Annotated in this window: 1 pseudogene; it reads left to right on the top strand. The window is 68.1% G+C overall.

The features are described 5' to 3' along the window. A pseudogene (locus tag MKK69_RS31460) lies at positions 1 to 204 on the top strand (porin); the annotation flags it as partial.

Here is a 204-nt window from a genome sequence, read left to right as displayed (position 1 = left end):
GCCGGTGCCACCGCCGGTTCGGACAACTTCTCCACCAACCTGCTCGCCTACACGGCGACGGTGGGCAACGGCCTGTCGGCGACGATCTCGATCGAAGACCCGGTCTTCCGCCGCACCCCGATCTTCTCGCCGTTCAACGTCGGCGCCACGGTCAGCTCCGGCAGCGTGTCGAACTTCGGCGTGACCAACCAGCCGACGCCGGTC

The sequence above is a fragment of the Methylobacterium sp. J-026 genome, assembly GCF_022829585.1.
GTDB lineage: Bacteria > Pseudomonadota > Alphaproteobacteria > Rhizobiales > Beijerinckiaceae > Methylobacterium.
This window is presented reverse-complemented; position numbering and strand designations above follow the sequence as displayed.